The organism is Citrobacter sp. C1, from assembly GCF_014596895.2.
Lineage (GTDB): Bacteria > Pseudomonadota > Gammaproteobacteria > Enterobacterales > Enterobacteriaceae > Citrobacter > Citrobacter gillenii.
On the sequence record NZ_CP115035.1, the window covers coordinates 4773388 to 4793820 of the forward strand.

At 52.6% G+C, this 20433-nt stretch carries 14 protein-coding genes, 1 rRNA gene and 1 riboswitch; of the genes, 6 read left to right on the plus strand and 9 right to left on the minus strand.

The genetic code is table 11. The features are described from left to right. Positions 1-9 precede the first annotated feature (9 nt). The 3 genes from IB214_RS22835 to btuB form a co-directional block, all read right to left on the minus strand. A 16S ribosomal RNA gene (locus IB214_RS22835) occupies positions 10-1551 on the minus strand. A gap of 378 nt (positions 1552-1929) precedes the next feature. Further along, complete coding sequence (murI, locus tag IB214_RS22840) at positions 1930-2781, minus strand: glutamate racemase (RefSeq protein ID WP_115259740.1); 852 nt, start codon at positions 2779-2781, stop codon at positions 1930-1932. After that, positions 2726-4564 (minus strand): TonB-dependent vitamin B12 receptor BtuB, encoded by a 1839-nt coding sequence (btuB, locus tag IB214_RS22845; RefSeq protein WP_117343674.1) that lies wholly within the window; start codon positions 4562-4564, stop codon positions 2726-2728. The genes murI and btuB overlap by 56 nt, the downstream gene beginning before the upstream one ends. A 64-nt stretch (positions 4565-4628) precedes the next feature. After that, positions 4629-4825, minus strand: a riboswitch (cobalamin riboswitch). A gap of 115 nt (positions 4826-4940) precedes the next feature. Between btuB and trmA the strand changes: the two genes are divergently transcribed. After that, the gene (trmA, locus tag IB214_RS22850) at positions 4941-6041 is read left to right on the plus strand and encodes a tRNA (uridine(54)-C5)-methyltransferase TrmA (RefSeq protein WP_117343673.1); all 1101 of its coding nucleotides are present in this window, start codon (positions 4941-4943) and stop codon (positions 6039-6041) included. 46 nt (positions 6042-6087) lie between these two features. Here trmA and IB214_RS22855 read toward each other — a convergent pair whose 3' ends face one another. Then, positions 6088-6447 carry a YijD family membrane protein gene (locus IB214_RS22855; RefSeq protein ID WP_003825114.1) on the minus strand — a complete coding sequence of 120 codons (360 nt, stop codon included), beginning with the start codon at positions 6445-6447 and terminating at the stop codon, positions 6088-6090. A gap of 15 nt (positions 6448-6462) precedes the next feature. Further along, on the minus strand, positions 6463-7098 hold the full coding sequence (gene fabR, locus IB214_RS22860) for an HTH-type transcriptional repressor FabR (RefSeq protein WP_003028862.1): 636 nt from the start codon (positions 7096-7098) through the stop codon (positions 6463-6465). Between the two features lie 191 nt (positions 7099-7289). Here fabR and sthA point away from each other — a divergent pair, with 191 nt between their 5' ends. Beyond that, positions 7290-8690: a Si-specific NAD(P)(+) transhydrogenase gene (gene sthA / locus IB214_RS22865; protein ID WP_096758790.1), complete on the plus strand. Its 1401-nt coding sequence runs from the start codon at positions 7290-7292 to the stop codon at positions 8688-8690. On the opposite strand, the gene oxyR is transcribed toward sthA, so the two are convergent. From oxyR to argC, 4 genes are all read right to left on the minus strand, one after another. Further along, positions 8673-9590, minus strand: a complete 918-nt coding sequence (gene oxyR, locus IB214_RS22870) for a DNA-binding transcriptional regulator OxyR (protein ID WP_115259743.1) — start codon at positions 9588-9590, stop codon at positions 8673-8675. The two genes, sthA and oxyR, sit on opposite strands and share 18 nt — an antisense overlap. Before the next feature lie 292 nt (positions 9591-9882). After that, positions 9883-11256, minus strand: coding sequence for an argininosuccinate lyase (gene argH, locus IB214_RS22875; RefSeq protein WP_117343672.1), 1374 nt, complete (start codon positions 11254-11256; stop codon positions 9883-9885). A 107-nt stretch (positions 11257-11363) separates the two neighbouring features. Next, positions 11364-12140 (minus strand): acetylglutamate kinase, encoded by a 777-nt coding sequence (gene argB, locus IB214_RS22880; protein WP_117343671.1) that lies wholly within the window; start codon positions 12138-12140, stop codon positions 11364-11366. 7 nt (positions 12141-12147) lie between these two features. Next, positions 12148-13152, minus strand: a complete 1005-nt coding sequence (gene argC / locus IB214_RS22885) for an N-acetyl-gamma-glutamyl-phosphate reductase (protein ID WP_117343670.1) — start codon at positions 13150-13152, stop codon at positions 12148-12150. Positions 13153-13307: 155 nt separating this feature from the next. Here argC and argE point away from each other — a divergent pair, with 155 nt between their 5' ends. The 4 genes from argE to IB214_RS22905 all read left to right on the plus strand — a co-directional run bounded on the left by argE (position 13308) and on the right by IB214_RS22905 (position 20340). After that, the gene (gene argE / locus IB214_RS22890) at positions 13308-14459 is read left to right on the plus strand and encodes an acetylornithine deacetylase (protein WP_117343669.1); all 1152 of its coding nucleotides are present in this window, start codon (positions 13308-13310) and stop codon (positions 14457-14459) included. 280 nt (positions 14460-14739) lie between these two features. Continuing rightward, positions 14740-17391, plus strand: coding sequence for a phosphoenolpyruvate carboxylase (gene ppc / locus IB214_RS22895; protein WP_115259747.1), 2652 nt, complete (start codon positions 14740-14742; stop codon positions 17389-17391). Between the two features lie 212 nt (positions 17392-17603). Then, the gene (locus tag IB214_RS22900; protein ID WP_117343668.1) at positions 17604-19337 is read left to right on the plus strand and encodes a phosphoethanolamine transferase CptA; all 1734 of its coding nucleotides are present in this window, start codon (positions 17604-17606) and stop codon (positions 19335-19337) included. Between the two features lie 151 nt (positions 19338-19488). Continuing rightward, the gene (locus tag IB214_RS22905) at positions 19489-20340 is read left to right on the plus strand and encodes an AraC family transcriptional regulator (RefSeq protein WP_117343667.1); all 852 of its coding nucleotides are present in this window, start codon (positions 19489-19491) and stop codon (positions 20338-20340) included. The last annotated feature ends 93 nt before the right edge of the window (positions 20341-20433 follow it).

Genomic DNA, 20433 nt, shown 5'->3' on the forward strand with positions numbered 1-20433 from the left:
TCTTTAAGGTAAGGAGGTGATCCAACCGCAGGTTCCCCTACGGTTACCTTGTTACGACTTCACCCCAGTCATGAATCACAAAGTGGTAAGCGCCCTCCCGAAGGTTAAGCTACCTACTTCTTTTGCAACCCACTCCCATGGTGTGACGGGCGGTGTGTACAAGGCCCGGGAACGTATTCACCGTAGCATTCTGATCTACGATTACTAGCGATTCCGACTTCATGGAGTCGAGTTGCAGACTCCAATCCGGACTACGACATACTTTATGAGGTCCGCTTGCTCTCGCGAGGTCGCTTCTCTTTGTATATGCCATTGTAGCACGTGTGTAGCCCTACTCGTAAGGGCCATGATGACTTGACGTCATCCCCACCTTCCTCCAGTTTATCACTGGCAGTCTCCTTTGAGTTCCCGGCCGAACCGCTGGCAACAAAGGATAAGGGTTGCGCTCGTTGCGGGACTTAACCCAACATTTCACAACACGAGCTGACGACAGCCATGCAGCACCTGTCTCAGAGTTCCCGAAGGCACCAAAGCATCTCTGCTAAGTTCTCTGGATGTCAAGAGTAGGTAAGGTTCTTCGCGTTGCATCGAATTAAACCACATGCTCCACCGCTTGTGCGGGCCCCCGTCAATTCATTTGAGTTTTAACCTTGCGGCCGTACTCCCCAGGCGGTCGACTTAACGCGTTAGCTCCGGAAGCCACTCCTCAAGGGAACAACCTCCAAGTCGACATCGTTTACGGCGTGGACTACCAGGGTATCTAATCCTGTTTGCTCCCCACGCTTTCGCACCTGAGCGTCAGTCTTTGTCCAGGGGGCCGCCTTCGCCACCGGTATTCCTCCAGATCTCTACGCATTTCACCGCTACACCTGGAATTCTACCCCCCTCTACAAGACTCTAGCCTGCCAGTTTCGGATGCAGTTCCCAGGTTGAGCCCGGGGATTTCACATCCGACTTGACAGACCGCCTGCGTGCGCTTTACGCCCAGTAATTCCGATTAACGCTTGCACCCTCCGTATTACCGCGGCTGCTGGCACGGAGTTAGCCGGTGCTTCTTCTGCGAGTAACGTCAATGAATGCGGTTATTAACCACATCCCCTTCCTCCTCGCTGAAAGTACTTTACAACCCGAAGGCCTTCTTCATACACGCGGCATGGCTGCATCAGGCTTGCGCCCATTGTGCAATATTCCCCACTGCTGCCTCCCGTAGGAGTCTGGACCGTGTCTCAGTTCCAGTGTGGCTGGTCATCCTCTCAGACCAGCTAGGGATCGTCGCCTAGGTGAGCCGTTACCCCACCTACTAGCTAATCCCATCTGGGCACATCCGATGGCAAGAGGCCCGAAGGTCCCCCTCTTTGGTCTTGCGACATTATGCGGTATTAGCTACCGTTTCCAGTAGTTATCCCCCTCCATCGGGCAGTTTCCCAGACATTACTCACCCGTCCGCCACTCGTCACCCAAGGAGCAAGCTCCTCTGTGCTACCGTTCGACTTGCATGTGTTAGGCCTGCCGCCAGCGTTCAATCTGAGCCATGATCAAACTCTTCAATTTAAGTTTGATGCTCGTGAATTAAACTTCGTAATGAATTACGTATGTTCACTCAGAGACTTGGTATTCATTTTTCGTCTTGCGACGTTTAAGAATCCGTATCTTCGAGTGCCCACACAGATTGTCTGATAAATTGTTAAAGAGCAGTGCAACGCGGCTTTCGCTCACCGTTGCGAGGTCCCGTATAATACGTTTTCCTCATTCAGAGTCAAGCATTTCTTTCCGCTTTTCTCCGCAGGGTTCTCAGTAGAACCCCGCTGACCCGGCGGCTTGTAATCCGTTGTTCCGTGTCAGTGGAGGCGCATTATAGGGAGTTATTTCAGGCTGACAAGGGGAAATTTAAAATAATTTTCCGAGTGCGTATTATTTCACCAAAACTGATTAAACTGCCAGTTTTTCGAGCGTTTTGAAGCCATAACGCTGGAGGACTGGCAGTAATTGTTCAGCTTCAGGCGTCATTGCCATACAAAAGGCAATATTCTCGTCAGCTGATTTTGCGTCAGGTGCTTCATGTTCTAACAACCAAGCCGTGCGACGCGCAATCGCGGCACCGGAATCCACCAGTCGCGTCCCTTCAGGTAGAACCTGTAAAAGTTCTTCCTGTAATAGAGGGAAATGCGTACATCCGAGAACAACCGTATCCGGCGGTTCCGACATCCGCAACCATGGTCGCAGAATGCGGCGCAACTCATCCAGAGGAACTGCTTCTCCGTGCAGCTTCGCTTCCGCCAGTTCCACCAACTCAGCGGAACCCAACATCGCGATCTGACACTCGTTCGCAAAGCGCGCAATCAACTCATGCGTATATGAACGCTTCACCGTCGCTCGCGTCGCCAGCAGCCCCACTACACCGTTAGCCGTAAGGCGCGCCGCCGGTTTAATTGCAGGTACCACGCCGACGACCGGGAAAGCGAACTTTTCGCGTAACGCAGGGAGTGACACCGTGCTGGCGGTATTGCAGGCGATAACAGCCAGTGAAAGGGGGTAGCGCTGCTGAACGGCAGTCACAATCTCAACAACACGCTCGACAATAAATTCCTCGCTCTTCTCTCCATAAGGAAAGGCAACGTTATCGAAAGCGTATATATAGTGGAGATCCGGCAAGAGGTTGCGGATCTCATTGTAGACCGACAACCCACCGACGCCGGAATCAAACACCAGCACGGTGGGACGTGGATCAGAAAGTGTAGCTGCCAGACAAGGTGTATTCCCGTCCTGCAGTTGGGTAGCCATAAACTGTCTCGTAATCTTTATCGAACAGGTTGGCGATTTTACCACGAACTGTCAGCTGTGAGGTGATCGGATATGACACCGCCAGATCCCACAAACTCACTCCACCCAATTTTACCGGCTGGTTAGTGACATAGTCCTTGTCATATCGTGTTCCCAGATATTGATACGTCAGGCCCCAGTCAAAATCATAGACCTGCCAATCGAGCTGATACTTCACCTGCTGTTTGGAACGGCGGGCCAGCGGCTTGTCCGTAATCGCATTACGCGCATCGACATAGTCATAGCTCAGCGTATGCGCCAGCGGACCCGTATCGAAACTCGCCGTCGCTTCAACGCCTTTAATCCGCACTTTCCCTTCGTTATAGTATTTCAGAGTGTGGGGGTCATAATCGATCATGTTATCGATATCGTTGCGATATCCTGACAAACGCCAGTTTACATCCGCCGTTAACCCTTCAAACGCCCCTTCCCACTGCTTGCTCTCTTCAGGATCAAGGTTTGCATTGCCATACATACCGTACAGCTGCCCCAGATTAGGTGCTTTATAAGAGGTGCCATAAGAAGCAATGAAACGATAGCCGTCAATGAACGCCCATCCGGCGCTGGTTTGCCATGTGCCATGCCGACCAAACTGGGAGTTGTCGTCGCTGCGCGCCGCGCCTTCGAAGGTGAAGTCGCCAAGCTGTTGCAACCCGGTCAGATAAATACCGGTATTACGCTGATCGTAACCGTCCGTAACATACCCGGTGCCTGGCTCTGTGGTTTGCTTTTGCCAGTCGACGCCAGCGCCCACATTGCCATGGCCAACCACGATACTGTTTGACCACTGCACGTTATATTGCTTCATCTCATCCAGGGTTGCCGAGGAGTCGTAGCGACCATAGTCCGGGTCATAGTTGTAGTCTTTGCTATGGCTGTAGCTGGAAACCAGTTGTGATTGGATTTGCTCGCCATTAAAGCGCAGTCCGGCATCCCAGCTTTGGCTATAGAGCTTACGGGTATCGACTAACGGCGTGCCTGGATAGTAGTAAGAATCATAATTGGTGCGGTTATCATAGCCATAGCCGCGCACAAACCCGCTCCAGGTGTCGGAGAAGTTATGTTCCAGTGCGCCGTACAGCGTCTTACTTAAAAAACCATCTTTATCGGGCTGCGCTTGCTCACCAGTGCTACCGTAGGCGACAACGTCAAAACCTTTGGTATAGGCATAATCCCCCATCAGCGTCACGCGCGTATTCTCACCGAGCTGTTGCTGCGTCGAGATGTCGTAATTCTGATAACCATTACTGCCCACACCGGCGGTCAATTCCGTCCCCGGTTTTTCTCGCGTGGTAATGATATTCACCACACCGCCGATCGCATCAGAACCATAAACAGCGGAACGCGGCCCACGAATGTATTCAATACGTTGCACCAGTGATACCGGGAACTGGCTGAGATCGGCGGCACCACTCACCCCAGCTAAATTCAGGCGCACGCCGTCAATCAGCACCAGTACATGACTGGCGTTGGTCCCACGAATAGAAATAGACGAATTTTGTCCCATACCACCGTATTGCGCGATATCGACACCCGGCAGGCGGCGAAGAACGTCATTCACAGAGGTAGATTGCCAGCGATCGATTTCCTGGCGCGTAACAACGGTGATGGGAGCAAGCACTGCACTAAGGGGTTGCTGAAAACGGTTAGCCGTAACGACGAGAGTATCCGGGCTAGCATCCTGCGCCCAACCAGAAAATGCCGCGACGGAAAGTGCCGTCAGCAGCAATGATTTTTTGATCATTGTAAAGCATCCACAATATAAGAAGGATGCCGCAGGTCCCACCGATAGTACGCGATGATGAAAACCAGATGCGACGTTAGCCGGCAGGTCTTCGGGCTTGGAAGGTTATTCAATATAGCGAATAAAAAGAAATGAAGACTTCCCACCCAAAGGCAGTGTCTGCTTACGCTCTCATTTCACCTTTCCTTACCGCTGCGCGTCAGCTCCAGATTTACACTGGATTCCCTTTTAACTCACAGGACCGGAACGCGGATGCTACAGTTTGTTATTACCGACTGTCCAGACTGCGTATCACAATATTAGAAATCATCAATAACTGGACATCTACTGAGCAATCCCTACAATCCCCGCGTACTTTTATTTTTCAGGACGCATCATGACCCCCGAACACCTCCCGACAGAACAGTATGACGCGCAGCTAGCCGATAAAGTGGCTCGTTTACAGAGCTTAATGACGCCATTTACTGATCAGGCTCCGGAAGTGTTTCGCTCGCCGGTCAGTCATTACCGCATGCGCGCTGAATTCCGCCTGTGGCATGACGGTGACGACCTGTATCACATCATGTTTGAAAGCCAGACCAAAAGCCGTATTCGCGTCGACAGCTTTCCGGCAGCCAGCGAACTCATCAACACGCTGATGACAGCCATGATTGACGGCGTTCGTCACAATCACATCCTGCGTCATAAATTGTTCCAGATTGATTACCTCACCACCATGAGCAATCAGGCGGTGGTATCCATGCTGTACCATAAAAAGTTAGATGACGAATGGCGTCAGGAAGCCGAAGCACTGCGGGATGCGCTACGCGCGCAAAACCTGAATGTGCATCTGATTGGCCGGGCGACCAAAACCAAAATCGCGTTGGATCAAGATTACATCGATGAACGTTTGCCGGTTGCGGGTAAAGAGATTATCTACCGCCAGGTTGAGAACAGCTTCACGCAGCCGAATGCCGCCATGAACATTCAGATGCTGGAATGGGCGATTGATGTCACCAAAGATTCGCAGGGCGACCTGCTTGAATTGTACTGTGGCAATGGCAACTTCTCGTTAGCGCTGGCGCAGAACTTCAACCGCGTACTGGCCACTGAAATCGCTAAACCGTCCGTGGCTGCCGCGCAGTACAATATTGCGGCTAACCATATTGATAACGTGCAAATTATTCGTATGGCTGCAGAAGAGTTTACTCAGGCGATGAATGGGGTGCGCGAGTTCAACCGTTTACAGGGCGTCGACCTGAAGAGTTACCAGTGTGAAACCATTTTTGTTGATCCACCGCGCAGCGGCCTGGACAGCGAAACAGAGAAGATGGTGCAGGCGTATCCGCGTATTCTGTACATCTCCTGCAACCCGGAGACACTGTGTAAGAACCTGGAAACGTTGAGCCAGACGCACAATGTGTCACGTCTGGCGCTGTTCGATCAGTTCCCGTACACGCACCACATGGAGTGCGGAGTATTACTGACCGCGAAGTGATTTTTTTGTAGGCCGGGAAAGCAAAGATACCCCCGGCCTACAAATACTATTCCGCAATTTCTTGCTTACGGTTACGCACCTTAAAGCCGATCCAGAACACCAGAATCACTGACAGGACCGCTGGGAAGAAGTTCGAGCCGATATCCGGGTATTCCGCGCGCACCACGGTGCTGTACAACAGAACGCCAAGAATAAAACAGGCCGCAGCCAGACCCGGCAGCCCCACAGGCATTGTGCGATTCTGGTAACGTTGATGCAGGCAGTAAACCGTCAGCACCAGCGAAATAATCGGGAATACAGAGAATGGCACAATGGAGCTAAACAGCGCCGCAAATGTACCATTGATCGATAAGCCAGCAACCAGCGCCAGCAGCAGCGTACCTTTATCTTGACCTGACTGTTTCATTGCTCGTCCTTCTCGTTACTCGGAGTGATGCGTCATCTTCTCTTGTTCACGGCGATACCAGTAAAATGCGCCTTTGGCGATCATGCGCAGTTGCAATACCAGCCGCTCTTCCAGTTGTCGACGCTGTTCGGCGCCAACATCCAGCGCTTCTGCCCCCGCACTGAAAACAATCGTCACCATGGCTTCGGCTTGTGCTTCAGTAAACGCACGAGGCATATGGTTTTCGAGTTCCAGATAGTCCGCAAGTTCCGCAATGAAATGCTGAATTTCGCGAGCCACGGCGGCACGAAACGCCGCGGAGGTACCAGACCGCTCGCGCAATAATAAACGGAAGGCGTTGGGATTGTTGCCGATGAACTCCATAAATGTTGAGACCGAGGTGCGGATCACACTGCCGCCCTTGGCGATACGCTGACGCGCCTGGCGCATCAACTGGCGTAGCATCAGGCCGCTCTCATCCACCATCGTCAGGCCGAGCTCATCCACATCGCGAAAATGGCGATAAAATGAGGTTGGCGCAATGCCCGCTTCACGAGCAACTTCACGTAAACTGAGGCTGGCAAAACTGCGCTCTGCACTCAATTGACTAAATGCGGCCTCAACCAGCGAACGCCGGGTTTTTTCTTTTTGTTGCGCTCTAACGCCCATCACGATGTCTGAATCCTTCCTTATACCTTGCTGGCACTATACCAGAGATTAGGCGGTTGGCATGGCTTTGTGAATGATTGTTTACGCGCAGTTTGTGCTTCGACTTCGCAAAAAAGCACAACGATAATTGGGTTATCCCGACAACGATGTTACTATTCTGTTGCTTTTATGTATAAGAACAGGTAAGCCTGACCATGTCACATTCCTACGATTACGATGCAATAGTAATAGGTTCCGGCCCCGGCGGCGAAGGCGCTGCAATGGGTCTGGTTAAGCAAGGCGCGCGCGTCGCCGTTATTGAGCGCTATCATAACGTCGGCGGTGGTTGTACCCACTGGGGCACCATCCCATCTAAAGCACTCCGCCACGCCGTCAGCCGTATCATTGAATTCAATCAGAACCCACTCTACAGCGACCATTCCCGGCTTCTTCGCTCTTCTTTTGCCGATATTCTTAACCATGCCGATAACGTCATTAATCAGCAAACGCGTATGCGGCAAGGATTTTACGAGCGAAACCACTGTGAAATTTTGCAGGGGAATGCCCGTTTTGTTGACGAACACACCCTCGCTCTGGAGTGCCATGACGGTACGGTGGAAACGCTCACGGCAGATAAATTTGTTATTGCCTGCGGTTCGCGTCCCTACCACCCAAATGATGTCGATTTTTCTCATCCGCGCGTTTACGACAGTGATTCTATACTCAGCCTGCACCATGAACCTCGCCACGTTCTGATCTATGGCGCGGGCGTCATTGGCTGTGAATATGCGTCGATCTTCCGGGGAATGGACGTCAAAGTTGATTTGATCAATACCCGTGACCGTCTGCTGGCGTTTCTTGATCAGGAGATGTCCGACTCGCTGTCTTATCACTTCTGGAACAGCGGCGTGGTGATTCGCCATAACGAAGAATACGAGAAAATTGAAGGCTGCGATGATGGCGTCATCATGCACCTGAAATCCGGAAAGAAACTAAAAGCCGACTGCCTGCTGTACGCCAACGGTCGTACCGGTAACACCGATTCATTAGCGCTGGAGAATATTGGCCTGAAGACGGACAGCCGCGGCCAGCTAAAAGTGAACAGCATGTACCAGACGGCGCTGCCGCATGTGTATGCCGTAGGGGATGTGATCGGTTATCCGAGCCTTGCTTCCGCAGCCTACGATCAAGGCCGTATCGCCGCCCAGGCGCTGGTCAAGGGTGAGGCCACCGCGCACTTGATCGAAGATATTCCGACAGGCATTTACACCATTCCCGAAATCAGCTCCGTCGGTAAAACTGAACAGCAACTGACGTCAATGAAAGTCCCTTACGAGGTTGGCCGCGCCCAGTTTAAACATCTGGCACGCGCACAAATCGTCGGGATGAGTGTCGGAACATTGAAGATTCTGTTCCATCGGGAGACCAAAGAGATTTTAGGGATCCACTGCTTTGGCGAACGCGCTGCCGAAATTATTCATATCGGTCAGGCAATAATGGAGCAAAAAGGTGGTGGTAACACCATCGAGTACTTCGTTAACACCACCTTTAACTACCCAACCATGGCGGAAGCCTATCGGGTAGCTGCACTGAACGGCTTAAACCGCCTGTTTTAACGTGTTGTCGAAATGGCCATCCATTGCACCACGGATGGCCTCTGCCAGCTGTTCATAACGGCTGCGCAGCGGCGAACCCGGACGGTACACCAGACCAATGGTACGACGCGGTTCTGGTTTAATGCACGGCACATAGACCACACCATCACGCTTACGCTCCGGTGGGACAGCCAGCGCGGGCAGTAAAGTAATCCCGCTGCCTGCTGCCACCATGTTACGCAACGTTTCCAGACTGGTTGCCCGGAAATGGGTGTCTTCATCAGCACCGGCTTCAAAACAAAAGCCCATCGCCTGGTCACGCAAACAGTGACCATCTTCGAGCATCAACAGTTTTTCACCTGCCAGATCGGACATCGGTACGCGGTCGCGATTTGCCCATGGGTGATCTTCATAGATCGCCAGCATCATCGGCTCATCAAACAGCGGTACCTCGATAAACGCTTCACTCTCTTTCACCAGCGCCAAAATCACACAGTCGAGTTTACCGCTGTCCAGTTGCGCCAGCAGCTGATGCGTTTGCGCCTCATGCAGGTACATTTCCAGTTTCGGGAAGGTCTGGTGCAACATAGGAATAATATGCGGCAGCAGGTAAGGTCCTACCGTTGGGATCAAACCAATATGTAGCGGGCCAGACATTGTCTCACCCTGTTGGCTTGCCATCTCCTTGAGCACTTTGACCTCGCGCAACACGGTGCGCGCCTGATCCACCAGCAGTAAACCCGCTTGAGTGAACAGCACTTTACGACTCGTCCGCTCCAGCAGCATAACGCCAAGCTCATCTTCGAGTTTGCGGATTTGCCCACTCAGCGTTGGCTGGCTGACGTGACAGGAGTCTGCCGCTCGTCGGAAGTGACGGTGTTCGGCAAGTGCTACCAGGTATTCAAGATCACGAATATTCATTATTCATCCTCCATTGCCACGATAGTTCGTAGCGATAGGTAGCATAGCAACGAACGATTATCCCTATCAAGCATTCTGTTTAATAATGCACCACAGAAACGGAACGGTACCCCTTTAACCCTTGAAGCTACTGTCCGTTCTCATACTCGAAATAACTAAAGCCAACGTGAACGTTTGCGGACCTCTGGTCCGCTTTTTTTTGCATAAAAAAGCCCGGCTTGATGCCAGGCTCAGATAACCATTTGCCGGATGGTGACGCGAGGGCGTTTACCGCCATCGGGCAAAACACACGTTACGCCAGGCGCGCCTTCGCGTAGTCGATCGCCTGCGCTACCTGCTGCGGTGAAACGCCCCCTTTCGCCACACGCTTATCGAGGCACGACTGTAGCGAGAGGATCGGGTACACGTCATCGCCAATCACGGCGCTGAATTTTTGCAAATCAGCCAGTGACAGTGCTTCCAGCGGTTTGCCCTGACGAATCGCCTCAACTACCGTTTCACCCACGATATGGTGTGCTTCACGGAACGGGACGCCTCTCGCCACTAGATAATCGGCCAGCTCCGTAGCGTTGGCATAGCCCTGCTGCGCGGCTTCCTGGCAACGTGGGCGTTTTACCTGAATACCGTCCAGCACCAGCGCCGCCATATGCAGGCAGTCCAGCCAGGTATCGAGTGCATCGAACAGCCCTTCTTTGTCTTCCTGCATATCCTTGTTATACGCCAGCGGCAGTCCTTTCAGCGTCATCATCATGCCAGTCAACGCACCTTGCACGCGGCCACATTTGCCACGAATCAGCTCTAATGCGTCCGGATTTTTCTTCTGCGGCATTAATGATGAACCGGAGGTTACGCGATCGGACAGTTCCACAAAACCAGCTTCCCCGGTATTAAAGAAAATCAGATCTTCAGCAAAGCGTGACAGGTGAACCATACCGATAGAGGCATCTGAGAGGAGCTCCAGAACATGGTCACGATCGGATACGCTATCCAGACTATTGCGGGTCGCCGAGGCGAAACCCAGCCAGCCAGCCAATTGCTCGCGATCGATTTCATAGGCAGTACCCGCCAGTGCACCGCAGCCTAACGGGCTGACATCCAGACGCTTGAGTGTATCCTGCAGACGGCTCTCATCACGCGCCAGCATTTCAACATAGGCCAGACACCAATGAGCAAACGTCACCGGCTGGGCACGCTGCAGGTGGGTATAACCCGGCATGACGGCATCCTGATTATTCTCTGCTGTCACCACCAGCGCGCTTTGCAACTGACGGTTAGCAGACAACAATTCAAGCACCGTGTCTTTGCACCACAGTTTAAGATCGGTTGCTACCTGGTCATTACGGCTACGCCCGGTATGCAGTTTTTTACCCAACGGCCCGACTTTATCGATGAGCTTGCCTTCTACCCAACTGTGAATATCTTCCGCATCGCTTTGCAGGATCTGTTGCGGGTCGAGGCGTACTTCTTCCAGCAGAGTATTCAACGCCTCTTCCAATTGACATTGTTCATCAGCAGTCAACACACCGACCGTGACCAGCGCTTTGGACCAGGCCACAGAGCCGACGATATCCTGCTCGGCCAAGCGGTAGTCGAAGCGCAAAGAGTCGTTGAACTGTTTGAACCGCTGATCTGCTGCCTGTGTAAAACGCCCACCCCAAAGTGCCATAACGAATTTCCTTAATATGATATTTTTCCCGGTGGCGCTACGCTTACCGGGCCTACAAAACCCATGCAGGCCGGATAAGGCGACGCTGCCATCCGGCACAGTAATAGTTAAGCCAGAATACGCGTACCGATCGGCGTGCCGTTAAACAGCGCCGGGAGTTGTTCGGCATGACGCCAGGAAGCGATATCCACTGGACGTCCCAGCGTACGTGCCGCGTCCAGCGCCGCGTTCACCTTCACAATCATGCCATCGGTGATAATACCCTGCTCAATCAGCTGTTCTGCTTTGGCTGCGGTCATTTCGGCAATCCGCTGGCCTTTACCATCCAGAATACCGCTGACGTCAGACAACAGGATCAGATCCGCACCCAGCGTTGCCGCCAGCGCCGTCGCAGCCTGATCGGCATTGACGTTCATCAGTTGCCCTTCTTCCGTGACGCCTATCGAGCTGACGACCGGTAGAAAACCGTTTTCCAGTAGCGTGTTAATCAGCTTAGGAGAACCAGGCTGTGCCAGTCCAACATGACCTAACGCTACATCGAGCTGGGTCACTTTTACGCTGTCACCATCGCCAAGGTACAGACCAACAGCGTCAATATGGTGTTTCTTCGCCCACGCCAGCAGCGTTTTATTCGCCGTTCCGGCTAGGGCACCGGTAATGATGTCGATCTGGTCGGCTGGCGTCACGCGCAGACCATTTTTCTTTGTCACCGGCAAGTTGAGCCCTTTCATCAGCTCGTCAACCACGCAGCCGCCACCGTGCACAATGACCAGCGGACGCTGGTGCGACTCGCGATAATTGACCAGAGCGGTAAACAAACGCTCCAGCGCCTCTTCGCTATCCAGTAAAACGCCGCCCAGCTTGATAATTAATGGATTCATCATTGCACCCTTAAAGAAGAGACTGCGTTTCAGCAAAGCCGAAACGGATATTTGCGCACTGCATCGCCTGTGCGGCAGCGCCTTTCAATAAATTGTCTTCGGTTGCCACCACAATCAGGTGCTCGCCCTGAACGGCAAAACCGATATCGCAGAACGGTAAACCCACCACATTTTTCAGGGCCGGGACACCGTTGTCATACAGACGAACCAGCGGTTTATCACCATAGGCCTGCTGCAGTGCTTGCGCCACCTGCGCATGGGTCACGCCCGGCTTCAAACGACAGGTGATGGTTTCCAAAATGCCGCGCGGGAAGTTTCCCAGATGCGGAGTGAAAATCACGTCCACCCCCAAATGTGTGGCGATCTCCGGCTGATGGCGGTGGGTAAATACACCATACGGTTGCAGACTCACTTCACAGAAGCTGTTCGAGATGGCAGCTTTACGTCCTGCTCCACTCACACCACTGGTGGCGTTAATTACCGGCCACTGGCTGAGATCAAGCAGATTGGCATCAATCAGAGGCTTAAGCGACAACTGCGCCGCCGTGGGATAGCAACCCGGTACAGCAATCAGATTCGCGTCTTTTAGTTTGCTTGCACTCCACTCCGCCAGCCCGTAGACCGCTTGCTCCAGCAGCTCAGGATGCTGATGAGTAAAGCCATAATACTTTTCATAGAAGGCGCCGTCGTTAACACGGAATGCACCAGAGAGGTCAAACACCACGCAGCCCGCTTCCAGAAACTGTGGCGCCAGGTCATGACTAACCTCATGGGCCGTCGCCAGAAACACAACGTCTACCCCTGCGCTAAACTCGCGGATATCCGACATGGGTTGCAACGGCAAATCAACAATGCCCTTTAACTGCGGATGTAAATCAGAGATTAATTTTCCTGCATCATTGCTTTGCGCTGAGACAGTCAAAGCGGTTATGTTCATATCAGGATGGCGATTTACATAGGTCACAAGCTCTGCACCAGCATAGCCACTGGCGCCCACAATCAGCGTATTCAACATCGGGGCTGTTCACCTTCTTATATTCGGTTGCCAGGTATAAGCCTTTATCACCTCACCTTTCACTTGGTGGGTTTTATTTCGCTCAACATTATTGTATTTTTATTCACAAATACTGCATGAATATTGATACTATCATGACCCGAGGTGTGTCAACAATGAAAAACAATTTACCGCCATTTATCGAGATTTACCGCGCTCTGATTGCCACACCATCGATCAGCGCCACCGAAGAAGCGCTCGATCAAAGTAATGCAGGTTTAATCACTCTGCTGGCGGATTGGTTCAAAGATTTAGGCTTCAGCGTTGAGGTACAACCGGTTCCCGGCACCCGTAATAAATTCAATATGCTGGCAAGTACAGGCACCGGTGCAGGCGGCCTGCTGCTCGCCGGTCATACCGACACCGTACCGTTTGACGACGGACGTTGGACGCGCGATCCGTTCACCCTGACCGAACATGACAACAAGCTCTACGGACTGGGTACGGCGGATATGAAAGGTTTCTTCGCGTTTATTCTCGATGCACTGCGTGATGTCGATGTGAAACAGCTGAAAAAGCCGCTCTACATCCTGGCCACCGCCGATGAAGAGACCAGTATGGCGGGCGCACGCTACTTCTCTGAAAATACGGCGATTCGCCCGGATTGCGCGATCATCGGTGAGCCAACATCCCTGCAGCCAATTCGCGCACACAAAGGCCATATTTCCACGGCGGTACGCGTACTCGGCCAGTCTGGCCATTCCAGCGATCCAGCGCGCGGCGTGAACGCCATTGAACTGATGCACGATGCCATCGGCCATATTATGCAGTTGCGCGACTCGCTGAAAGCACGCTATCACCACGATTCATTCACCGTGCCTTACCCGACGCTGAACCTCGGCAGCATGCATGGTGGCGATGCCTCCAACCGTATTTGCGCCTGCTGCGAACTGCACATGGATATCCGCCCGTTGCCGGGAATGACGTTAAGCGACCTGAATGGCTTACTGACGGACGCGCTGGCCCCGGTGAGCGAACGCTGGCCTGGCCGACTGACGGTTTCCGAGCTGCACCCGCCGATCCCAGGTTACGAATGCCCGCCGGATCACCAACTGGTCGAGGTGGTGGAAAAACTGCTCGGCGAGAAAACCGATGTGGTGAACTACTGCACAGAAGCACCGTTTATCCAGACGCTGTGCCCGACGCTAGTACTGGGACCAGGTTCCATTAATCAGGCACATCAACCAGATGAATATCTGGAAACACGCTTCATTAAGCCAACCCGCGAATTAATTACCCAGGTTGTGCATCATTTTTGCTGGCATTAACCGAACGTCGCCTTGCTAATCCTTTAGTGGTAAGCAAGGCGATTCTTTTAACATTTGCATAAGCAACGCTTATTTGACGCGATGTGAATTAAATAACGTAAATTCCCGCCATTTTTTCGTTTGCTGAACCGATTTCGCAGCAATTGACGTCAGGTGTTTTACGTGGCTTTATAAAAGACGACTAAAAAGTTAAGTCCGAAAGATTTCGCGTTGCAGCCATTGCCGCTGGGACGCGAAAGATACAGGACATATTCAAAACAGATGGGGTGTCTGGGATCATATGAACGAACAATATTCCGCGTTGCGTAGTAATGTCAGTATGCTCGGCAAAGTGCTGGGAGAAACCATCAAGGATGCGCTGGGAGAGAACATTCTCGATCGCGTAGAAACAATCCGTAAGCTGTCTAAATCATCCCGCGCTGGCAATGAAGCGAACCGTCAGGAACTGCTCACTACGCTGCAGAATCTGTCTAACGACGAGCTGCTGCCAGTTGCCCGTGCGTTTAGTCAGTTCCTGAACCTGGCCAATACCGCCGAACAGTACCACAGCATTTCGCCAAAAGGCGAAGCTGCCAGCAACCCGGAAGTGATTGCCCGTACCCTGCGTAAACTGAAAGACCAGCCTAACCTCGATGAAGCGACAATCAAAAAAGCCGTGGAATCGCTCTCTCTGGAGCTGGTCCTGACCGCACACCCAACCGAAATCACCCGACGTACGTTGATTCATAAAATGGGTGAGGTTAACGCATGCCTCAAGCAGCTTGATAACAAAGACATCGTCGATTACGAACGCCACCAGTTGATGCGTCGCCTGCGCCAGCTAATCGCCCAATCATGGCACACGGATGAAATCCGTAAACTGCGTCCCAGCCCGGTTGATGAAGCCAAATGGGGCTTCGCCGTGGTTGAAAATAGCCTGTGGGAAGGTGTACCGAACTATCTGCGTGAACTGAATGAACAGCTGGAAGCGCATCTGAACTACAAGCTGCCCGTCGATTTTGTCCCGGTCCGATTCACCTCGTGGATGGGCGGTGACCGTGACGGTAACCCGAACGTAACGGCAGATATCACCCGCCACGTGCTGCTGCTCAGCCGCTGGAAAGCGACCGATCTGTTCCTGAAAGACATCCAGTTTCTGGTTTCTGAACTGTCGATGGTCGAAGCCACGCCTGAGCTATTAGCGCTGGTGGGTGAAGAAGGCGCGGCAGAACCTTATCGCCATCTGATGAAAATGCTCCGTTCGCGTCTGATGACGACCCAGGCCTGGCTGGAAGCGCGTCTGAAAGGCGAAAAATTGCCGAAACCTGCAGGTCTGCTGACACAAAACGAGCAGCTATGGGAACCGCTGTACGCGTGTTATCAATCACTGCAAGCCTGCGGTATGGGCATCATCGCCAATGGCGAACTGCTCGATACCTTGCGCCGAGTGAAATGTTTTGGCGTCCCGCTGGTGCGTATCGATATTCGTCAGGAAAGCACCCGTCATACCGAAGCGCTGGGCGAACTGACCCGTTACCTGGGCATTGGCGACTACGAAAGCTGGTCAGAAGCAGACAAACAGGCCTTCCTGATCCGAGAACTGAACTCCAAACGTCCACTGCTGCCGCGCAGCTGGGAACCGAGTAACGATACCCGCGAAGTCCTCGATACCTGTCGGGTGATTGCCGAAGCACCTCATGGTTCTATTGCTGCCTACGTGATCTCGATGGCAAAAACACCGTCGGATGTGCTGGCCGTTCACCTGCTGCTGAAAGAAGCTGGCATTGGTTTTACCATGCCGGTAGCGCCGCTGTTTGAAACGCTGGACGACCTCAACAATGCTGACGATGTAATGACTCAGTTGTTGAATATCGACTGGTACCGCGGTCTGATTCAGGGCAAGCAGATGGTCATGATTGGCTACTCTGATTCCGCAAAAGACGCAGGCGTGATGGCGGCGTCCTGGGCGCAATATCAGGCGCAAGATGCGTTGATCAAAACCTGCGAAAAAGCCGGCATTGAACTGACGTTGTTCCACGGCCGGGGGGGTTCAATCGGCCGCGGCGGCGCTCCGGCCCATGCGGCACTGCTCTCACAACCACCTGGCAGCCTGAAAGGCGGACTGCGCGTCACTGAGCAGGGTGAGATGATCCGCTTCAAATACGGTCTGCCGGAAGTGACCATCAGCAGCCTGTCTCTGTACACCGCCGCGATCCTGGAAGCCAACCTGCTACCACCGCCGGAACCGAAAGACAGCTGGTGCCATATTATGGATGAGCTGTCAGATATCTCCTGCAAGCTGTACCGTGGCTACGTGCGTGAGAACAAAGACTTTGTACCTTACTTCCGCTCAGCAACTCCCGAGCAGGAACTGGGTAAATTACCGCTCGGCTCACGTCCAGCTAAGCGCCGTCCGACCGGTGGGGTAGAGTCTTTGCGTGCCATTCCATGGATCTTCGCCTGGACACAAAACCGCCTGATGCTCCCGGCCTGGCTGGGCGCAGGTACCGCACTGCAAAAAGTGGTTGAAGACGGTAAACAGAGCGAACTTGAAGCGATGTGCCGCGACTGGCCATTCTTCTCCACGCGCCTTGGCATGCTGGAAATGGTGTTCTCGAAAGCGGACCTGTGGCTGGCAGAATACTACGATCAGCGTCTGGTCAAAAAAGAGCTGTGGCCGTTAGGTGAAGAACTGCGCCACCGTCTGGAAGCCGACATCAACGTGGTACTGGCAATCGCCAACGACTCACATTTGATGGCCGACCTGCCGTGGATTGCCGAGTCAATTCAGTTAAGAAATATTTATACCGATCCGTTGAACGTGCTACAGGCTGAACTGTTACACCGTTCGCGTCTGGCAGAAGAACAAGGTGAAGCCCCCGATCCGCGCGTTGAACAAGCGCTGATGGTCACCATCGCCGGTGTCGCAGCGGGTATGCGTAATACCGGTTAAGTAAGCCCCCCCCTGTCACCCTCGTACAATTGCGCGGGGGTGACCTCAAAAACGCTTGTCATAACCGTTTCATTTCAAATATATTCTTGCCTTGATTCATTTATTTTATGAATGAATCATCAACGAAACGCGATCTTAACGTCGCGACGCTTCAGATCTCCTTAAGATTTAGCCGCTACTCTTGGCGACACGATTAATGACAGGCTCACACTATGCAATCCTTACAACTCCAGACTAAACCCCCGTTTAGCTGGAAAGCCCTAGGTTGGGCACTTCTCTATTTTTGGTTTTTTTCTTCATTACTGCAGGCCATTATTTATTTTAGCGGTTATAGCGGATCGACCGGATTACGTGACTCATTATTATTTAGTTCGCTATGGTTGATCCCGATATTCTTATTCCCTAATCGTATCCGTATTATTGCCGCCGTCATTGGCGTCGTGCTGTGGGCCGCGTCGCTCGCCGCACTGAGTTATTACGTCATTTACGGGCAGGAGTTCTCACAGAGCGTGCTGTACGTGATGTTTGAGACTAATGCCAACGAAGCCAGCGAATACTTAAGTCAGTATTTCAGCCTTAAAATTGTCTTCATCGCGCTGGCCTATACCGCCGTGGCGATTCTGCTGTGGACGCGCCTGCGCCCGGTTCATATTCCCTCCCCCTGGCGTTATCTGGTGTCGTTTGCGCTGTTATACGGCTTGATTCTGCACCCGATGACCGTCAATACATTTATTAAGCATAAACCTTTCGAGCAAACGCTGAACGGTCTTGCTGCTCGTATGGAGCCCGCCGCACCGTGGCAGTTTATTTCTGGCTATTATCAGTATCGTCAACAACTAACCTCATTGAACAGTCTGCTGAATGAGAACAATGCGCTACCGCCACTGGCGCACTTTAAAGACAACTCTGGCGATGCTCCGCGCACGCTGGTGCTGGTGATTGGTGAGTCAACTCAGCGTGGGCGCATGAGCCTGTACGGCTATCCGCGTAAAACCACGCCGGAACTGGACGCGCTGCACAAATCCGATCCTAACCTGACCGTATTCAATAATGTTGTGACCTCTCGTCCTTACACTATTGAAATCCTGCAGCAGGCGCTGACCTTTGCTAACGAGAAGAACCCGGATTTATATCTGACGCAGCCGTCGCTGATGAACATGATGAAGCAGGCGGGGTATAAGACCTTCTGGATCACTAACCAGCAAACCATGACCGCGCGTAACACTATGCTGGCCGTATTTTCCAAGCAGACAGATAAGCAGTTCTATATGAACCAGCAGCGAACGCAAAGTGCGCGCGAATATGACAGCAACGTGCTGGCACCGTTTAAAGAAGTGCTGGCCGATCCGGCGCCGAAAAAATTCATCATCGTTCATCTGCTGGGAACACATATTAAGTACAAATTCCGCTATCCGGATGGTCAGGGGAAATTCGACAACAATATCGACCACGTTCCTGCAGGCCTGAGCAACGATGAGCTGGAAGCCTATAACGATTACGACAGCGCTAATGTGTATAACGACCACATCATTGCCAGCCTGATTAACGACTACAAAGCCACCGATCCGAACGGCTTCCTGCTCTACTTCTCCGACCATGGCGAAGAGGTGTATGACACGCCGCCGCATAAAACGCAGGGGCGTAATGAAGACAACCCAACGCGTCATATGTACACGGTGCCGTTCCTGCTATGGACGTCTGAAAAATGGCAGGCTGCACACCCGCGTGACTTCTCACAAGATGTCGATCGTAAGTACAGCAGCTCTGAACTTATTCATACCTGGTCTGATTTAGCGGGCTTTACCTACGATGGATTCGACCCGACACGTGCCATTACCAACCCGCAGTTCAAAGAGACAACCCGCTGGATTGGTAATCCGTACAAGAAAAACGCCCTGATTGATTACGATACTCTGCCTTACGGCGATCAAATCGGTAATCAATAACAGGCTGCCGGATGCGCTACGCTTATCCGACCTACAGCTCGCAATGACTTGTAGGCCGGATAAGGCATTAGCCGCCATCCGGCAATAATCACTTGAGGGCGGTTGCTTTCAACGTTACTGTGGCCCTGTCAGTTGCCAGCAAGGGATTCACATGTATCACGACGTCAGCCACCTTCTCTCCCGCCTGATTAACGGTCCCCTCCCGCTGCGGCAGGTGTGTTTCGCCAGCACCAACGGTTCAATGCCGGAATTAGCCTATCAGGTTGATTTTCCCCGTCTGGAAATTGTACTGGAAGGCGAGTTTGCTGATGTCAGCATCGGAAACAAACTTACCTCTGGTGATGTGCTGTACGTCCCGGCAGGTGGCTGGAATCTCCCGCAGTGGCACACGCCGGTCACCACGCTCAGCATCCTGTTCGGCAAACAGCAGTTAGGTTTCAGCATCGTTCAGTGGGATGGAAAACAATGTCAAAACCTCGCCAAACAACACGTTGCGCGGCGCGGACCGCGTATTGGCTCCTTCCTGCTGCAAACGCTACATGAGATGCAGATGCAGCCACAGGAGCAACAAACGGCCAGGCTGATCGTCGCCAGTCTGTTAAGCCACTGTCGCGATCTGCTGGGCAGCCAGATCCAGACCGCGTCGCGTAGTCAGGCGCTTTTCGACGCTATTCGCGACTATATCGACGAACGCTACGCCTCGCCGCTGACCCGCGAATCCGTCGCCCAGGCATTCTACATTTCACCGAATTACCTCTCACACCTGTTTCAGAAAACCGGGGCGATTGGTTTTAACGAGTATCTGAACCATACGCGACTGGAACACGCTAAGGCGCTGCTGAAGGGTTACGACCTGAAGGTGAAAGAAGTGGCACACTCCTGTGGATTTGTCGACAGTAACTACTTCTGTCGCCTGTTTCGTAAGAATACAGAGCGTTCTCCGTCAGAGTATCGTCGGCAATATCACAGCCAGTTAACGGAAAAAGAGGCACATTGGCAGTGAAGCCGTTGCGTAGCGACACAGACTGAGCACAAATCCATCATTTACTGGATTTTTGTAATATTCAAGAACCCTCAAAACTCTCTATACCCCAGA